13 protein-coding genes are annotated in these 15,400 nt (G+C 71.6%); 3 read left to right on the top strand and 10 right to left on the bottom strand.

Annotated elements, in window-relative coordinates:
- Positions 1-47 precede the first annotated feature (47 nt).
- The 4 genes from ACI379_RS04360 to ACI379_RS04345 all read right to left on the bottom strand — a co-directional run bounded on the left by ACI379_RS04360 (position 48) and on the right by ACI379_RS04345 (position 5,106).
- Positions 48-362 (bottom strand): hypothetical protein, encoded by a 315-nt coding sequence (locus tag ACI379_RS04360; RefSeq protein WP_439790842.1) that lies wholly within the window; start codon positions 360-362, stop codon positions 48-50.
- Positions 359-1,615, bottom strand: a complete 1,257-nt coding sequence (locus ACI379_RS04355; RefSeq protein ID WP_439790841.1) for a hypothetical protein — start codon at positions 1,613-1,615, stop codon at positions 359-361. Before ACI379_RS04355 ends, ACI379_RS04360 begins: the two co-directional genes overlap by 4 nt.
- Position 1,616: 1 nt before the next feature.
- The gene (locus ACI379_RS04350; RefSeq protein ID WP_439790840.1) at positions 1,617-2,837 is read right to left on the bottom strand and encodes an SPFH domain-containing protein; all 1,221 of its coding nucleotides are present in this window, start codon (positions 2,835-2,837) and stop codon (positions 1,617-1,619) included.
- Between the two features lie 130 nt (positions 2,838-2,967).
- Positions 2,968-5,106 carry a DEAD/DEAH box helicase gene (locus tag ACI379_RS04345; RefSeq protein WP_439790839.1) on the bottom strand — a complete coding sequence of 713 codons (2,139 nt, stop codon included), beginning with the start codon at positions 5,104-5,106 and terminating at the stop codon, positions 2,968-2,970.
- Between the two features lie 258 nt (positions 5,107-5,364).
- Between ACI379_RS04345 and ACI379_RS04340 the strand changes: the two genes are divergently transcribed.
- Positions 5,365-7,158: a hypothetical protein gene (locus ACI379_RS04340; RefSeq protein WP_439790838.1), complete on the top strand. Its 1,794-nt coding sequence runs from the start codon at positions 5,365-5,367 to the stop codon at positions 7,156-7,158.
- 40 nt (positions 7,159-7,198) lie between these two features.
- Here ACI379_RS04340 and ACI379_RS04335 read toward each other — a convergent pair whose 3' ends face one another.
- From ACI379_RS04335 to ACI379_RS04310, 6 genes are all read right to left on the bottom strand, one after another.
- A complete protein-coding gene (locus tag ACI379_RS04335; RefSeq protein WP_439790837.1) occupies positions 7,199-7,519 on the bottom strand; it encodes a DUF2470 domain-containing protein in 321 nt (106 codons plus the stop codon).
- A 28-nt stretch (positions 7,520-7,547) separates the two neighbouring features.
- Positions 7,548-8,336 carry a 2-phosphosulfolactate phosphatase gene (locus ACI379_RS04330; RefSeq protein ID WP_439790836.1) on the bottom strand — a complete coding sequence of 263 codons (789 nt, stop codon included), beginning with the start codon at positions 8,334-8,336 and terminating at the stop codon, positions 7,548-7,550.
- 11 nt (positions 8,337-8,347) lie between these two features.
- Positions 8,348-8,803, bottom strand: coding sequence for a universal stress protein (locus ACI379_RS04325; protein WP_439790835.1), 456 nt, complete (start codon positions 8,801-8,803; stop codon positions 8,348-8,350).
- A 74-nt stretch (positions 8,804-8,877) separates the two neighbouring features.
- Positions 8,878-10,830, bottom strand: coding sequence for a M13 family metallopeptidase (locus ACI379_RS04320; RefSeq protein ID WP_439790834.1), 1,953 nt, complete (start codon positions 10,828-10,830; stop codon positions 8,878-8,880).
- Between the two features lie 51 nt (positions 10,831-10,881).
- On the bottom strand, positions 10,882-11,850 hold the full coding sequence (locus ACI379_RS04315; protein WP_439790833.1) for an NADPH:quinone oxidoreductase family protein: 969 nt from the start codon (positions 11,848-11,850) through the stop codon (positions 10,882-10,884).
- A 27-nt stretch (positions 11,851-11,877) separates the two neighbouring features.
- The gene (locus ACI379_RS04310; protein ID WP_439790832.1) at positions 11,878-13,242 is read right to left on the bottom strand and encodes a cytochrome P450; all 1,365 of its coding nucleotides are present in this window, start codon (positions 13,240-13,242) and stop codon (positions 11,878-11,880) included.
- Positions 13,243-13,336: 94 nt separating this feature from the next.
- Here ACI379_RS04310 and ACI379_RS04305 point away from each other — a divergent pair, with 94 nt between their 5' ends.
- Together ACI379_RS04305 and ACI379_RS04300 are read left to right on the top strand one after the other, a co-directional pair.
- Complete coding sequence (locus ACI379_RS04305; RefSeq protein ID WP_439790831.1) at positions 13,337-14,650, top strand: MFS transporter; 1,314 nt, start codon at positions 13,337-13,339, stop codon at positions 14,648-14,650.
- Positions 14,651-14,884: 234 nt separating this feature from the next.
- Positions 14,885-15,400 (top strand): ABC transporter ATP-binding protein (locus ACI379_RS04300; protein ID WP_439790830.1); only part of this gene is annotated, 516 nt, incomplete at its 3' end.

Raw genomic sequence — 15,400 nt, 5'->3', positions numbered from 1 at the left:
GGCTCCGGGGGGTTGTGGGCGACTTCTGGCCGGCCGGGCGTCGGGGGTCAGCGGGCCCGCTGCACCCGCTTGCGGTGGTTGGACGAGTTGTCCCCCGAGATGCTGCGGTCGCGCGTCTTGGAGATGTGGTCGACCTTGCGCTCGCCCCCCTGGACGGGCTGGGAGTCGATCAGGGTGTCCCGCTCGTACGCGTGCGACTTGTCGGTGTTGCGGTAGTACCGGTAGATCGCCCAGTACGTGCCCATCGCGCCGGCCGGACCGGCGGCCAGCAGCCACAGCGGGGCCCCGTCCGATGACGCCTCGACGGCGGCGGGGAGCGCCTGGGTGAGACCTGCCAGGAGGTCGATCGCGAGGCCGCTCATGCCATCGCCACCAGGATCGCGCCGGCGATGCCCTCGAGGAACGTGCCGACAGTCATGGCCGCCAGGATCAGCTTCGGCTGCGACACCGGGACGCTGCCCATCGTCTCCCCCGTCCGCGCGTTGACCGCGATGTAGTGCAGCATCCCGTTGCTCTCCTGCTGGTACGAGTACAGCCACACCGGGAGGTACATGGAGACCCAGCGGGACCCACCGACGTCGACCTTCTCCTGCTCCCACCGCACGCCCCGGTCGAAGCGGTTGAGCGACTGCTCCACGCGCGAGCGGCCGATGGAGAGCAGCTGGTCCTCCAGGACCGGCTTGAGCCCCTCCACGTCGAGGTCCCGCCGCTCGCTGGTGAAGCCGACCAGGTAGTGGGCGTTCCACTTGACCGCGTTCTTCGTGTCGAACGGCAGGATCGCGTTGATGATGTTGTTGGTGTTGCCGGACCCGATCGCCGCCCGCTCCGAGGAGCCCTCGAGGGTGAGGTCGTCGACGGTGAAGGAGACCCTCCGGTCGAGCTGGTAGACGTCGGCCGCGTAGTAGGTGACCGAGTCGTCGCCCTGCTTCTCGGTCCACTGACGCGTCTGGACCTGCCCCTCGCCCCAGTACTGGGACTCGGCGCGGGCGTCGACGACGAGGTACGGCAGGTAGACGCCGAGGACGTTCTCCGGGACGAACTCCCTCTTGAAGCGTCCGTGGGCGAACAGCCGACGCTTGGAGGCGAACTCGCGGATCCGCTCGACCGCCTCCTCCTTGGTGAGCCGGAACGGCAGCACCGCGTCGGGGACCGCACCGTTGGGGATCTGCTCGTTGACGCTCAGCGTGTGGCGGCACCAGTGGCAGCGCGCATTGAGGGCGTGGTCGGTGTCGACCACGACCTCAGCGCCGCAGCCCGTGCACTTGAACGTACGGACGGCGTCGACGTCGGCGTCGATCGCGCCCGCGCCGCTGGCCACCACGGTGCCCTCGAGGTCGTCGATGCCCTCGCCGAGACCGAACTCCTCCTCGACCCGCGTCTCCTGCCACTGGTTGCGGCAGAAGAGGCACATCAGCATCCCGGTGCTGCCCCGCAGCTGCACCTCCGTCGAGCCGCACTTGGGGCACGCGTTGATGCCGTCCTTGAGCGACTCGTTGACGGTCTCGATGCTGGGGCCGGCCTCGGGCTCGGCGCGCGCGGCGGCGAGCTCCTCCTCCAGCGACAGCGGAGGACCGTCGAACGTCGGCCGCTGAGGGTCAGGCGATTCGTGGGACATGTCAGAGACCGAGAGCCTTCGCCTTCGCCGCGTCGTAGTCGGCCTGCGTGATCAGGCCGGCGTCGAGCATGTCCTTGGCGCGCTTGAGCACTGCCATCGGGTCCTCCGCCGCGGGTGCGGCCGGAGCAGCAGGCGCCGTGGGGGCGGCAGCGGCCGGTGCGGCGGGCGCCGCGGGAGCCGCCGGGGCCGGAGCGCCGGCGACCGGCTGCTGCAGACCACCGACACCCATGCCGCCGACACCCATGCCCATGCCGATCAGGCCGCCCGGGCCGGCGTTCTCGCCGGCCGCCTCGATGCCCGCCGCCACGGAGGCCTGCAGGTTGGAGTTGCCGCGGGAACCGGACAGCGCGTCGGCACGCTGGACGTTCTTGAGCAGCTCGCGCGTGGTGGCGTCGTACTCGATGGAGATGATCGCGACCTTGACGATCTCCAGGCCGCGGTCGCTCTTCCAGCGGTAGTTCTCCTCGACCGCACCGGACAGCGCCTGCGCGAAGCCGATCGAGTCCTGCTGGAGGCGCGCGATCCGGTTGCCCTTGGACGGGTCGTTCGTGTACGCGGAGAAGGCGGGCGCCAGGGAGCCGACGACCTCGTTGAAGAGCTGCTCACCGGCCGGGTTGTCGATGTCGGTGAAGTCGAACGTGGCGCGGCCGCCGATGACCTCGGCGGGCATGTAGTTGCGGATGAAGGTGAGCGGGTCGGTGATCTTGAGCGTGTACGTGCCGCGCGTGATCGCGCCGACCTGCGTGTTGAGGAACGCGTCGTCCCAGTAGATCTCGGACTGGGTGCCGAAACGGTTGTTGGGCAGCTCCTTGAGCGAGACGAAGATCGCCGTCTGCTGCGCGGAGGGGCGGCCGCCGAACTTGAAGCGCTCCCAGCTCTGCTTCACGATCGAGGCGAAGACACCGTCGCCCGCGAAGACCGACTGCGAGGCGGGGTTGTCGGAGTCCCAGACGTACGCGCCGGGCTCGGCCGCGAAACCGGTGAAGGCGCCGTCCTGGAGCAGGACCAGGCCGTACCCCTCGGGGACGATGATCTTGGAGCCGTTGGTGATGACACCCTCGGAGCCCTTGGTGTTGCTGCCCCGCCCCGCGTTCTGGCCCTTGGGCACGGCGGGGAAGACTGCCACCGTGGAGCTGACGCCGTCGGGGACGCCGTAGAAGTCGAGCCACTGGTCGCCGAGCGTGCCGCCGACCGCGCCGATCGCAGCCTGGATGAGTCCCACTTGTCGATCTCCTTCGTCTGCCCCGTCAGGGCGCTGTGCGTACGAGCGTCCGCCGGCAGACGTGCCCGGCGGCGTTGTGGCTCAAACGTAGTGGGGGTCCCCGCAGCAGGGCACCCGTTTGCCGAACACCCTAGGCCTGCGTGGCCAGCGCCAGGGGGAGCACCGCACCCGCACCTGCCTGGACCAGCTGCGCCGCCGCGACCGTGAGCGTCCATCCCGTCACGACGAGGTCGTCGACCAGCAGCACCCGGGCGCCGGACAGGCCCTCGGGGCCCGTACGCAGGGCGAAGCGACGCTGGACCGCGGCCACCCGCTGGGCCGAGTTGCTCGCCCCCGCACCCGGAGGCACGTCGGGGTCGACCACCTCGAACGTCCCCAGCAGCGGCACCCGCAGGTACCGCGACAGCCCCTCGGCCAGGTCACGGGTCAGGGTCGGACGACGCCAGGAGCCGACGTGCACGATCCCGTCCACCGACGGCTGCCACTCACCCAGCACCTCCACGACCGCGCGCACCAGCGGGACCGGCACCGGGCCGTCCGGCGTGGAGTCGCGGAAGAGCTCGCGCAGCTGCTGGCCGTGCCCCAGGTCGGTCAGCCGCGCGACCACCCGCCCGGGCTCGGCCGGGGTGGCGATGCGGCCCTTGTACGACAGTCCGAGGTTGGTCAGGGCGCTGGGCCACATCTTGCGCGGCTCGAGCAGCACGCCCGGCCGGGCGAGGCGGTCGTGGGCGGCCTGCACCGCCTGCTCCGACAACGACGTGGACACCGCCAGGCCGCCGCAGTTGTCGCACCGGCCGCAGTCGACCGCGCCCTCGTCGTCGAGCTGCTCGCGCAGGTAACGCATCCGGCACACGTCGGTGTCGAGGTACGCCAGCATCGCCTGCTGCTCGGCCTCGCGGGCCGCGGCGACCCGGGCGTAGCGCTCCGCGTCGTACGACCAGGGCTGGCCCGTCGCCTCCCAGCCACCCCGCACGCGGCGCGCGGCCCCGTCGACGTCGAGCACCTTGAGCATCGTCTCGAGCCGGTTGCGGCTCAGGTCGACGTACGTCTCGAGCGCGGCCGTGCTCATCGTCCCCTGCTCGGCGAGCACCTCGAGCGTCTGGCGGACCAGGTGCTCGGAGGGGAAGGCGAGCGAGGCGAAGTACGCCCAGATGTCGCGGTCCTCCTGCTGCGGCAGCAGCACCACGGTGGCCTCGTCGGTGCCGCGACCGGCACGACCGACCTGCTGGTAGTACGAGACGGGCGAGCTGGGTGCGCCGAGGTTGACCACGAAGCCGAGCGTCGCGTCGAATCCCATGCCCAGCGCGCTGGTGGCGACCAGCGCCTTGACGCGGCCCGCCACCAGGTCGGCCTCGAGGCGTTGCCGCTCCTCGGCCTCGGTCTGGCCGCTGTAGGCCGCGACCTCGTGCCCCCGCTCGCGGAGGTACTCGGAGACCTCCTGCGTGGCGGCGACGGTGAGGCAGTAGACGATGCCCGACCCGGGCTGCTCGGCCAGGTGGTCGGCCAGCCAGGCGAGGCGCTGCTCGGGCGTGCGCAGCCTGACCACGCCGAGGCGGAGCGACTCGCGGTCGAGGGTGCCGCGCAGCACGAGCACGTCGGTCAGGTCCCCCCGCGACCCGGTCGTCGCCAGCTGCTCGGCCACGTCGCCGGTGACGCGCGCGTTGGCCGTCGCGGTCGTGGCGAGCACCGGGATGCCGTCGGGCAGCTCGCCCAGCAGGGTCCGGATGCGTCGGTAGTCAGGGCGGAAGTCGTGCCCCCAGTCGGAGATGCAGTGCGCCTCGTCGACCACCAGCAGGCCGCAGGTCGCGGCCAGACGCGGCAGCACCTCGTCGCGGAACCCCGGGTTGTTGAGCCGCTCCGGGCTGACCAGGAGGACGTCGACCTCGCCGGCGTTGATCGCGTCGTGGATCGGCTGCCACTGGTCGATGTTGGTGGAGTTGATGGTGACCGCGCGGATGCCGGCCCGCTCGGCGGCGGCGATCTGGTTGCGCATCAGGGCGAGGAGCGGCGAGACGATCACGGTCGGTCCCGCCCCCGCCTCGCGCAGCAGCAGCGTCGCGACGAAGTACACCGCCGACTTGCCCCACCCGGTGCGCTGGACCACCAGGGCCCGGCGCCGGTCGACCGACAGTGCCTCGATCGCGCTCCACTGGTCGTCACGCAGCCGCGCGTCGTCGCGGCCCACGAGGGCCCGCAGGTGCCGCTCGGCGGCGGCGCGCGCCTGCTGGCGGTCGGGATCGGCCCCGGGGCGGGGCTGTGCGTCGGTCATGGCACGTGTCTATCAGCCAGCCCCGACACTCCCGACCGGGCGCTTGAGTACCCGACCTCACGCGCTCGGGGCGGGGACGCTGGAAGGCTGGGCGGCGACGCCCCGGCCGGGCCCGGAGGATTCCTCCGACGATTCCCCCGGGACCACTGGCAACCATTCCTCAGGCTCCGGCGTCTACCGAGACAAGGGCCCGGTCCATCATGGTCTGGCGCTCGGGAACCAGACACATCCGTCACTTCCACAGTTACAGGGGGAATCATGAGCAGGCGCACAGCGTCGCTGGCCGCACTCGCGGCCGGCGGACTCATCACAGCGGGTCTCACCGTCGCACTTCCGGCGCAGGCCGCCACGCCCGGTTCGGGACCGGGCTGCCCGGAGGCCTTCCCGGCCGCCAACCTCGTGGTCGGCCAGACCACGGCCACCGGCCTCACGACCGCGGGGTCGTACACCCGCGGCGGCACGGAGCACCTCTCCACCACGACGCCCGAGGAGTTCACCGGCGTCTACCGCGGCACCGTCGAGGACGCGTACGGCGACCTCTTCGTGTTCGAGCTCGAGGGCTCCCGCATCACCGACGAGAACGGCGACATCGACGCCGGCATCTGGGCCGGCATCTCCGGCTCCCCCCTGTACGCCTCCGACGGCACCCTGATCGGGTCGGTCTCCTACACCTTCGGCGGGTACGAGAACACCAACTACGCCGGCGTCACGCCGGCCGCCGACATCTACGCGCTCCTGGACCACCCGGACGCGCAGCAGCTGCCCGCCAAGGTCGCGCTCGACGCGGCCGAGCGCCGTGACCTGACCAAGGCCGGTGTCCCCGCCGCAGCCGCTGCCGCCGGGCTCAAGAAGCTGGCCCCGGTCAGCACGCTGGCCGGCACCCGCGGCCTCCCGGAGCGCACCCAGAAGCGCATCGCCAAGCAGGCCCGCGTGGACCTGCCCATGGCCACCGCCGGCACCTCGGCGCAGGACGAGGAGATCGAGATCGTCCCCGGCGGCTCCGTCGCCTTCGCCGCCTCGTACGGCACCCTGCCGTTCTACTCCGTCGGCACCGCCGTCGCGGTGTGCGACGACGTGGTCCTCGGCTACGGCCACGCCGGCAACTTCATGCCGGCCGACTACACGATGCACGGCGCGAGCACCACGATCATCCAGCCCAACATGGGCTCGTCGTACAAGCTCGCCAACCTGGGCGCGCCGGTCGGCAGCCAGGTCCACGACGGCCTCAACGGCGTCGTCGGCAAGCTCGGCGCCCTGCCCGCCTCCACCGAGGTCGTGGTCAACACCCAGGGCATCAAGACCACCAGCACGACGAACCACGTCTCCGACGCGGCCAGCCTCGCGTACGTGACTGCCAGCCAGATCGCCCGCGACACGATGCTCTCCGTCGACTCCGCCGGTGGCGGCTCGGCCAGCCTCGACTGGACGATCGAGTACACCCGGGCGGGCGGCCGCACCGGCACCCTGACCGGCAGCCAGAAGTACTCCTCGCAGTGGTACCTCTCGGAGTTCGTCTACATGGACGTCGCGAGCATCCTCGACGCCCTGGTGAACAACTCCTACGAGGAGGTCCAGGTCACCAAGGTCACCGTCAACTCCAAGGTGAGCACCCAGGTGAACAGCTCGGCGCTGTCGAAGGTCGAGTACAAGTCCGGCAAGAAGTGGGTCTCGTCCAAGAACTACCGCCGCGTCACCCTGAAGCCCGGCAAGAACGTCGTCGCCCGCGTGACGGTCGCCCCGAGCACCTACAAGTCCTCGAGCACGAAGGTCGTCAAGACCTTCACGTTCCCGGTCGCGAAGAACTCCACCCGCGCCTACCTGTCGGCGTACGGCGCCGCGTTCGGTGACGAGTACTACTACTTCGACGAGGAGATGAGCGGCAGCAGCGCCGAGTCGCTCGACGCCCTGCTGAAGCAGCTCGCCAAGGTGACCCCCTCCGACCAGGTGAAACTGACCTTCAGGGCCAACAAGGGCAAGGCCGTCAAGGCGACCTGGCGCACCGGCTCCCCGACCAGCGGAGACGTGTACAACTCGATCGTCTTCAAGAAGTGACCGGTCGCTGACACACCGGTCGGGCATCCCGACCGGTGTGTCAGTGTCCCTCGCGGGGTTCCAGCCCGAGGCGTCGTACGGCCTCCTCGTGGACCGCGACCACCTGGTGCCGGATCTCGGGGCGCTCGGAGATCGGGCCGGCGGGCCACGGGACCCGGACCTGGACCTCGGCCCCGTCCACCACGGCGACGAAGACGCCGGCCTCGCTGTCCAGGTCCTCCATGCGTGCCGAGGTCGCGGTCGGCTGGCCGAAGGCGCGCACGACGTCGAGGCTGTCGTCGGTGTGGTCGTCGTTCATGTGGGCCAGCACGGCGGTGACGACGGCGTCGTCGAACCGGGCCACGGACTCGGGGGTGCTCATGGCGCCCAGCCAACCAGCCGGGCCCGCCTCAGGCGCCGGCGGGGCGGAACGACTCGCCGGTCAGCACCGGCACGGAGTCGCTGACGGCGTACTCCGCCGCGATGTCGACGTCGGCCTCGAACCCGCGCTCCACCAGCTCGCGCCCCGACGACGCGGCACGCACGGCGCCGGGCAGGTCGTCACGCACCGACTCGAACGCGGCGAGCGCGGCTCCCGCCTCGACGCTCAGGTCGCCCAGCCCGTGCTCGACGAGGCCCGAGAGCACAGCCCCGGCACCCCACAGGTCCTCCACGGCCGGCCGCAGCGTGTCGTCGTGCCAGCGCTCACCGGCCGCGACGACCACGACGCTGCCGCCCTTCCAGACCCGTTGCGCGACGTGCTCGGCGACGGCCGGGGCGTTGCGCAGCGAGGCTCCGACGACGTGGCTGCCGGTCCCGGCCAGCGCGAACGCGATGGTGGAGCCGTTGGGGCTGGGCAGCACGAGACGTTCGATCCCCTCCGCCTCGGCGATCGTGGCCGGCGACAGGGAGACGTGCCGGGCGTCGCGGCGCGACAGGGCCTCGAACCGGCCGACCGCCAGCGTCGCCCCGTGGCGTACGGCGTGCTCGGCCGCACGGGTGTCGCGCCACTCGTACGGGAAGACCTCGATGCCGCGCTCGACGGCGACCGTCAGGGTCGTGGTGAACGACAGCACGTCCACGACGACCGCCACGTCGGCGCGCACCTGGGCGGCGCCGACCGGCCCCCACTCGAAGCGGACCCGGTGGGGGCTCTGGTCGTACGGGGAGGCGACGTCGTCGACCTCGGCGCGGGACACGGGTCCTCGGGTCAGTCGGTGGAGGTCGGGACCACCAGCACCGCGACCTTGGCGTGCTGGAGCACCTGGTCGGCCGTCGAGCCGAGGCGCAGACCCCGGAAGCCGCCCTTGCCGCGGTTGCCCACGACCAGCATCTCGGCACCGCCCGCGACCTCGATGAGGGTGCCCGCGGACTGGCCGCGCACGGCGTGGGTCTGGAGCTGGAGGCCCTCGGGGAGGTCGATGGCCGCGAGGTGCTCGGCCAGCTCCTTGAGCACCGCCGCCTCGAAGTCCTCCTCCGGCGGGACGTACCCGCCGGTCATGGTGGACGGCGTCGGCGCCGTGCGCAGGCTCCACGCACGGACGACGTGCAGCGGGACGGAGAGGCGTACGGCCAGCTCAGCGGCGCGCTGGACGGCGACGCTGGCGAGCGCGGACCCGTCGTGGCCGGCCACGATGCCGGAGGTGATCTGCACGTCGGTGGTCATGGCCCCAGCGTAGTGGGGCGAGCCAGCGACTCCGAGGGCCACAGGTCCCGCTCGGAGCCGCGGCTCGACCCGACTCACCAGATGCGGACGCGGTCCTCCGGCTCGAGCCACAGGCCGTCGCCGGGCTGGGTCTCGAAGACCTCGTGGAACTCGTCGAGGTTGCGCACGATGTTGGCCCGGAACTCGCTCGGGCTGTGCGGGTCGATCGTCAGCAGCTGCAGCTCCTGCTCCTTGCGGCGCTTGGTGCGCCAGCAGTTCGACCAGTTCTTGAACAGGTCGCGGCGCTGCTCGACGGTCGCGTCCGGCACGGCGAGGAGGTACGCGGTGTGCGCGATCGTCAGGCCGCCGAGGTCACCGATGTTCTCGCCGACGGTGAGGGCGCCGTTGACGCGTTCGCCGGGCAGGGTGCGCGGCTCGAAGGCGTCGTACTGCTCGATCAGAGCCTTGGACTTCTCCTCGAAGGCGGCCTTGTCGTCGGCGGTCCACCAGTCGTTGAGGTTGCCGGCGCCGTCGTACTGGGCGCCCTGGTCGTCGAAGCCGTGGCCGATCTCGTGGCCGATGACCGCGCCGATGCCGCCGTAGTTCTCGGCCGGGTCGGCGTCGAGGGAGAAGAACGGCTCCTGCAGGATCCCCGCGGGGAAGCAGATCTCGTTGGTGCCGGGGTTGTAGTAGGCGTTGACCGTCTGCGGCAGCATGAACCACTCGTCACGGTCGACCGGGCCACCGATCTTGCCGAGCTCGCGGTCGGTCTCGAAGCGGCTGGTCGCGATCGCGTTGCCGAGCAGGTCGTCGGGGCTGATCTGGAGCTTGGAGTAGTCGCGGAACTCGTCGGGGTAGCCGATCTTGGGCCGGAAGGTGTCGAGCTTGGCGTACGCCTTCTGCTTGGTCTCCTCGCCCATCCAGTCGAGGTCGGCGATGGAGACGCGGTACGCCTCGAGCAGCTTGCCGACCAGCTCGTCCATCGCGGCCTTGGCGGCCGGCGGGAAGTGGCGGGCCACGTAGTGCTTGCCGACGGCCTCGCCGAGCGCGCCCTCGACCATCGAGACACCGCGCTTCCAGCGCTCGCGCAGCTCGGGGGTGCCGTTGAGGGTGCGGCCGTAGAAGTCGAAGTTGGTCTCGACGAACTCGTCGGAGAGGTAGCCCGCCCCGCCGCGCAGCACCTTGAAGCGCAGCAGCTCGCGCCAGTCGGCGATGTCGACCTCGGTCAGCACGCCGGCGAGGTGCTCGAGGTACGACGGCTGCCGCACGCAGGTCTCGGCGATGGTCGCGTCGTCGCCGCCCAGGGCGCGCACCCACACCTCGAAGTCGAACGTGGGCAGCAGCGCCTCCAGCTCGGCGCGGGTCTTGAGGTTGTACGTCTTCTGGACGTCGCGGGTCTCGGCACGCTCCCAGTGGCCCTGCGCCAGACGGGTCTCGATGCGCAGGACCGTCGCGGCGGCGCCCGCCGGGTCGGGGTGCTCGGCGAGGGTCAGCATCTTCGTGGCGTAGGCGACGTACGCCTCGCGGATCTCCGCGAACTTCTCGTCGCGGTAGTACGACTCGTCGGGCAGGCCCAGACCGCCCTGGGTGATGTGGAAGAGGTAGCGGTCGGAGTTGCGGTCGTCGGTGTCGATGTACGACCCGAAGAGTCCGCCGCCGCCGTCGCGCTCGAACGAGCCGAGGAACGCGGCCAGCGCGGTCAGGTCCGTGACCTCGTCGACCGCGGCCAGGCGCGGCTTGATCGGCTCGGCGCCGAGCGCGTTGATCCGGTCGGTGTCCATGAAGGAGTTGAACAGGTCGCCGATCTTGCGGGCCTCGACGCTGTCGGCGTCGTCGCCACCGGAAGCGGCCTGCTCGGCGAGCGAGGTGATGATGTCGCGGACCTGCTCCTCGGCGTTGTCCGAGAGGGTCACGAACGACCCGGCGACGGACCGGTCCGAGGGGATCTCGGTCTCGGCCAGCCAGCGGCCGTTCACGTGCCCGAACAGGTCGTCCTGGGGGCGGATGTCGAGGTCGAAGCCGTCGCGGGCGTCATCAAGAATGCTCACGGGGGCGACTGTAACCCCGGGCACCCACACTCCGGGGCCCCGCGGGCGGGCTCACTCCCGGACGCGCACCACCAGCTTGCCCGTCGCGCGGCGCTCGTCCATGTCGACCAGCGCCCGGCCGTACTCGGCGAGCGGGTACGTCGCACCGACCGGCGGGTTGACGGCTCCGGAGTCGATCATCGGGAGCAGGGCGGCCCACTGGGTCTGCATGAAGCCCGGCCGGCGCATCGCGTACTCGCCCCACCCGACGCCGCGGACGTCGGTGTTGGTGAGCAGCAGCCGGTTGACCTTGACCTGCGGGATCCCCTGGCCGGACGCGAAGCCGAGCACGAGCAGCCGGCCGAGCGGCGCCAGGCAGCGCAGCGAGTCGGTGAACAGGTCCCCGCCGACGATGTCGACGACCACGTCGACGCCCACACCGTCGGTGAGCTCCTTGACGCGGTCCTTGAACCCGTCGACCAGGACGGCCTCGTCGGCGCCGGCGGCGAGCGCGACCGCCGCCTTCTCCTCGGTCGAGACGACCGCGACGACCCGCGCCCCCATGCCCTTGGCGACCTGGACGGTCGCCGTGCCCAGCCCGCCGGCGGCACCGTGGACGAGCACCGTCTCGCCCGGACGCAGCCCGGCGCGCAGGTCGAGCGCGAACTGGGCGGTCAGGTAGTTCATCGGCAGCGCCGCGCCCTGGTCGAACGTCATCGCGTCCGGCAGCGGGAAGGTCCAGTCGGCGGGCGCCGCGGTGATCTCGCCACCGCCGCCGAAGCCGACGGCGGCGACCCGCTGGCCGACCTCGTACGCCGAGGAGCCCGGGTCGAGCACGACCCCGGCCATGTCGACGCCGAGCGAGAACGGCACGTCGGGCTTGATCTGGTACTCACCACGGGTCATCAGCAGGTCGGGGAAGGAGACGCCGACGCTGTGCACCTCGATCAGCACCTGCCCCTCCCCCGCGACCGGGTCGGGGACCTCGCGCACGACGACGTCGGCGGGACCGGTGAGGGAGACGACCTGGGCTGCGCGCATGCGCCGAAGGCTAGCCGTCCCGACGCCTCAGCGGGAGGCGTGCAACCGCACCGGGAGGCTGGCCCAGCCGCGCAGGATGCGGGTCGGTCGACGTACGCCGCCACCGGCCAGCCCCAGGTCCGGGTACCGCTCGAAGACGGCCCGCAGCCCCACCTCGCCCTCCATCCGGGCCAGCGCCGCGCCGAGGCAGTGGTGCCGGCCGGCCGAGAACGCGATGTGGTCGCGCGCGTTGGGGCGGGTCACGTCGAAGGTGTGCGGGTCCGTGAAGACCTCCGGGTCGCGGTTGGCGGCGAGGAGCACGGTGCTGAGGAAGGTGCCGCGGGCGACCCGCTGGCCCGCGACCTCGGTGTCGGTGACGCACATGCGTCCGGTCATCAGCACCGGCGGGTCGAAGCGGAGCACCTCCTCGGCGGCGTTCGCCCAGCCCTCGGGCGCGGCCAGCAGCCCGGCGACCTGGTCGGGCCGCTCGGCGAGCAGCGCGATGCCGTTGCTGAGCAGGTTGACCGTCGTCTCGAACCCGGCGGCGAGCACGAGCCCGGCGGTCGCCTTCAGCTCGCGCCGGTCCAGACCGACCCCGTCCTCGCGGGCCTGGACCAGCTCGCTGAGGAGGTTGTCGCCGGGCTCCCGCTCGAGGCGCGTCAGGTGCTCGTCGAGCCAGGTGTCGAAGGCCCGCAGGGAGCCGTGCACGCGGCGGTACTCGGCGAAGGTGAGGCCGAGGTCGAGGCTGGGCGCGGCGCCCTCCCCGTACGCCAGCACGGCGGCCTGCTGGTCGGCCGGGACGCCGAGGATCTCGGCGATCACCTGGACCGGCAGCCGGGCGCAGTACGCGGCGACGATGTCGACCGGGTCCTGGCCGCTGGCGTCGAGCTCGTCGAGCAGGCTGGCGGCGATCTCCTCGGTACGCTCCCGCAGCCGCTGCACCGCCCGCATGGTGAAGACGCGGGTGACGAGCTTGCGGTAGCGGGTGTGGTCGGGCGGCTCGGTGGCCAGCAGCGACGGCGGGCTGATCGGGCTCACGTGGTCCCAGCCCAACCGCTCGATGAGGCGGCCCAGCGCGTTGTCGCCGCCCGGGAACCGGTCGGTGAGCCCGCTCGCGAACGCGTCGCTGGTCAGCACGTGACGCACGTCGGCGTGCCCGGTGACCACCCCGCCCAGCGCCGAGCGGTACACCGGCGCGACCGCGCGGATCGCCTCCGCGGCGCCGACCACGTCTCCACCCTGCGTACGGCCGACCGCGATCAGCTCGGCCTGCAGGTCGCCGCGGGCGGCCGCGCGGCGCACCACCCGGCTCGGGAGCGCGTGCGAGAGCCCCCAGTGCGCCACGGCCCGGGGGCTGGGCGGCAGGACCGAGAGGTCGACGTGCTCGGCGGCCGTGCGCAGGCTGGTGGGCATGGGGGAACCGTAGGCCGTGGGTGGTCGCCACAAAAGGGGGTGCGCGCCGTTATTGGGGGTGCAGAGTGTCAGTGGCCCGGGAGAGGATGGTCGGGTGCCTGATCCCCTCATCGACAACGTGGTCGACACCGTCGGCGACCAAGCCACCGGTCGCAGGCTGCCGCGGGCGCTGACACCGTTCCGGGTGCCGGCGTACCGCACGCTCGCCGTCTCGCTGGCGTTCTCGTCGCTGGCCGGTGGTCTGTGGATCGTCGCCCTGGTGTGGGAAGTGTTCCGCCTCGGCGGCGGCACCGGACAGCTGTCGCTGGTCTCCGCGATGAGCGCCCTGGGTGTCATGGTCCCGGCCCTGCTGGCCGGCGTGGTCGCCGACCGGGTGCCGCAGCGGCGCATCCTGCTGGGGGTCGTGGGCACCGAGATCACGATCATGGCGGTGGTCGCCGGTCTCGCGGTCGCCGACCTCACCAGTGTCTGGCTGCTCGCCGCCGCCGCCTTCGGCACCGGCGTCGCGATGGCGTTCTACTACCCGGCGTACTCCGCCCTGCTGCCCGCCCTGGTCCCCGAGGAGGACCTGATGGCGGTCAACGGGTTCGAGGGGATGGTCCGCCCGACGATCGGCAACGCGGTCGGGCCCGGCCTGGCCGGTGTCGTGATCGGGCTGGCCGCGCCCTGGGCGGCGTTCGCGATGGCCGCCGTGGCCGGGGTGGTCGCGTGGTTGGCGATCGCCCGCGTGCCGCACACGCCGCTGCGCCGCACCCTCGACGAGGAGCACGCGCACAGCCCGATCCGTACGACGCTGCGCGACGTCTCCGAGGGCTTCCGCTACATGGTCCGTACGCCGTGGTTGCTCTCGTCGCTGCTCTTCGCCTCGCTGATGATCCTGGTGATGATGGGCCCGCTCGAGGTCCTGATCCCGTACTTCATCAAGTCCGACCTCGGCGGCAACGCGGGCGACCACTCCAAGGTGCTGGCCGCGTTCGGCATCGGCGGCGCGGTCGGCTCGTTCGCGATGAGCTCGCTGAAGATGCCGCGGCGCTACCTCACGGTGATGATGCTGCTGTGGGGCGTGGGGTCGCTGCCGTTCCTCGTGATCCCGTGGGCGACCAACGTGTGGGTCATCGTGGCCGCCGCGTTCGGCATGGGCGCCCTGTTCTCGGCGCCGATGGTCATCTGGGGCACGCTGCTGCAGCGCCGGGTGCCGCCCGAGCTGCTGGGCCGCGTCTCCTCGCTCGACTTCTTCGTCTCGATGGCGCTGATGCCGGTGTCGATGGCCCTCGTCGGTCCCGTCTCCTCCGCGATCGGCATCGGCCCGACGTTCGTGATCGCCGCCGTGGTGCCGGTCGTGCTGTCGGTGGTGGCGATCCTCGTCGCCAGGCTGCCCGCGGACGAGGTGGCGCACCCGCTGGCGTAGCGGGCTGGCCCAGCCGCCAATTCATCCGACTGAATCAGGCTGTCCCAGCTGTCTCTGTGTCCCTCTGTCACTGCTTGTGTAACAGCGGCGAGAAACATGGTTCGGCGTCGTAAACGACGAGTTAACGGAACCGGATCGGCCGATTTTCGAACTTAGGCTCCCGGCATCGGAGCCTCCCCGGCTGGTGCTGGGACGGGCTCCGGTCCCCCTGACCCCGAGCCCCAGGGAGCCCCCGTGCCCACCACTCTCGCCCCGACGCCCGACGGCGTCGCCGGGTTGCAACCCCGGCCACTGGTCGCCTTCGACCAGGTCAGTCGCACCTTCGGTGACGTCACGGCCCTGTCCCCCACGGACCTGACCGTCACCCGCGGCGAGTTCGTCTCCCTCATCGGCCCGTCGGGCTGCGGCAAGTCGACCCTGCTGCGTCTGGCCTCGGGCCTGGACAAGCCCAGCAGCGGCGCCGTCAACTTCGCCACCGACTCGGTGGGGTACGTCTTCCAGGACGCCACGCTCATGCCGTGGCGCACCGTACGCCGCAACGTCGGCCTGCTCGCCGAGCTGGCTGGAACCAGCCGCGCCGGAGTCGACGCCGCCGTCACCAAGGCGCTCGCCACCGTCGGCCTCAGCGACTTCGACAAGCACCTGCCGCGCCAGCTGTCGGGCGGCATGAAGATGCGTGCCTCCCTGGCCCGGTCGCTGGTGATGGACCCCGAGGTCTTCCTCTTCGACGAGCCGTTCGGCGCCCTCGAC

The organism is Nocardioides sp., from assembly GCF_051876515.1.
In the GTDB taxonomy this organism is placed as follows: domain Bacteria; phylum Actinomycetota; class Actinomycetes; order Propionibacteriales; family Nocardioidaceae; genus Nocardioides.
This window is presented reverse-complemented; position numbering and strand designations above follow the sequence as displayed.

Excerpts from the sequence above, each read along its gene's own strand:
- ACI379_RS04360 (WP_439790842.1), bottom strand. The coding sequence starts at position 362 with ATGAGCGGCCTCGCGATCGACCTCCTGGCAGGTCTCACCCAGGCGCTC.
- ACI379_RS04340 (WP_439790838.1), top strand. The coding sequence starts at position 5,365 with ATGAGCAGGCGCACAGCGTCGCTGGCCGCACTCGCGGCCGGCGGACTC.
- ACI379_RS04345 (WP_439790839.1), bottom strand. The coding sequence starts at position 5,106 with ATGACCGACGCACAGCCCCGCCCCGGGGCCGATCCCGACCGCCAGCAG.
- ACI379_RS04335 (WP_439790837.1), bottom strand. The coding sequence starts at position 7,519 with ATGAGCACCCCCGAGTCCGTGGCCCGGTTCGACGACGCCGTCGTCACC.
- ACI379_RS04310 (WP_439790832.1), bottom strand. The coding sequence starts at position 13,242 with ATGCCCACCAGCCTGCGCACGGCCGCCGAGCACGTCGACCTCTCGGTC.
- ACI379_RS04325 (WP_439790835.1), bottom strand. The coding sequence starts at position 8,803 with ATGACCACCGACGTGCAGATCACCTCCGGCATCGTGGCCGGCCACGAC.
- ACI379_RS04315 (WP_439790833.1), bottom strand. The coding sequence starts at position 11,850 with ATGCGCGCAGCCCAGGTCGTCTCCCTCACCGGTCCCGCCGACGTCGTC.
- ACI379_RS04355 (WP_439790841.1), bottom strand. The coding sequence starts at position 1,615 with ATGTCCCACGAATCGCCTGACCCTCAGCGGCCGACGTTCGACGGTCCT.